The following is a 1,580-nucleotide window of genomic DNA, read 5'->3' on the forward strand; positions in this document are numbered from 1 at the left end:
TAGTCGAACCTGGGTTGCAGCTTCATTAAAACATTTTATTGAAGGTTGGATTACTGGTAAGATTGGTGTTTAGTTGGATTGAAAAAATAGAGTTTGTGAAGAAATGTACTTAAAGTAACGGGTGCAATAGTTAAAGATTGATCGCTGTGACGATCTTCTTTTTGTGTTATTCAAATCAATAAATTTTGTAAAAAGGACTGATAACCCTGCACATATTATAATAAAACTTGCTCACCTTTAATTAACGATCAATATCATTGTTTACATATAAATAAAGAAATGCGCATAGATTGATATGAGGTAGGATTGTCCTGCTACTTTTTTTGTTCCGCTTGTAGGCTGCCCTTGTAAGAATAGTGGGCGCTAAAGAAAGAACTACATCTCAGGAGGGCTGTGAAAATTATGAGTGAAATTCGGAAAAGTGATCATTTGATGACAGAAACAGAAGTATCCCATCAAGAATTTTTGAAGTTTATTAATACTCCTTTTGCAATTAAAGGCGTAAAAGGAAGCCAGAAAGCTATGCGCTTCGAATTAAAACAACTGATTGGTAGAATCCCGGACAGAATGGAAAAACAATTCCTAAGATGGATTGAAGAAATGACTTCGGGCGACTATTACCATATGGGTAGACGGAATACCGCTTTTGGTTTATTAAAACGGAATCTAAAAGCTTTAATGATCGTTTCATTTTCCACACCAAATGAGGAATTAAAGGATTATTATGATGGATATGCACGTGTTATTGAATTAGTAAACATTGATTCTGCTGAAAAAGGGGAAGGCTACAAAGCTGTGAAAGAATTACTTGGAATTTCCGACAGTATGCGTATCCCAATTTCTTTATGGACTGAAATCGAAGGGAATGTGCCAATTTTTGAAAGATATGGTTTCATCAATAAAGGCAGACTTGGAATAAAAAATGAATTTCTTATGATTAGATTTCCGAAAGGATGAAAAGGAGCAAGCAATAGTCGTACCCCTTCAAAATTGAATGCATTCTTTAAGAGAGATTTGAATAGGGATCGTTTAGATCACAAGGATCATTTCCTTAGATGGCGGCGATTTCATCTGGATTTCTTTTTCAAATGTTTCTCAGGTTTCCATTGTAAATGTGTTTGGTGTGATTCAAGTTTTTCCTCTTCCCCTTTGAAGGGGAGTCGATAGTGAAAAATCCCTTAATGCGGGATTTTTTTTTGCTTACCTAGCACTTTTATATATTAATATATTCTTCCTGGCAGTTATTTCCTAGTATTAGACTTGGTTCTTTGTTATAAAACAATCCGGATTTACTGACCCAATAAAATCACAAAAAAATGAGATAAATGAATTTTATCAAACTATTTAGTGAAATTATTCACTTAAACTACAGGAGCAGGATAGTTGAAGAAGGATACTCTGAAATTCTATGTAAATAGGCAAAAATCTCCCTAATTTCCAACACAATAAATCAGGTATAATTAATTGTTAATTCATTTTTAAAGTACACTGCTCTATGCTTTTGGAGGTAATTGCATTATGAAAAAAAAGAAAATATTTTATTATGTTCTTTTTACAATATTGTTTGTTTTAGTATTTGG

Annotated in this window: 1 protein-coding gene; it reads left to right on the forward strand. The window is 33.0% G+C overall.

The genetic code is table 11. The features are described 5' to 3' along the window. The first annotated feature begins 402 nt into the window (after positions 1–402). Complete coding sequence (locus AB7942_RS30460) at positions 403–957, forward strand: hypothetical protein (protein ID WP_369449785.1); 555 nt, start codon at positions 403–405, stop codon at positions 955–957. The last annotated feature ends 623 nt before the right edge of the window (positions 958–1,580 follow it).

The sequence above is a fragment of the Neobacillus sp. BF23-41 genome (assembly GCF_041106275.1).

Bases quoted from the DNA above. Each gene is read 5' to 3' on its own strand.
- AB7942_RS30460 (WP_369449785.1), top strand. From the start codon at position 403: ATGAGTGAAATTCGGAAAAGTGATCATTTGATGACAGAAACAGAAGTA.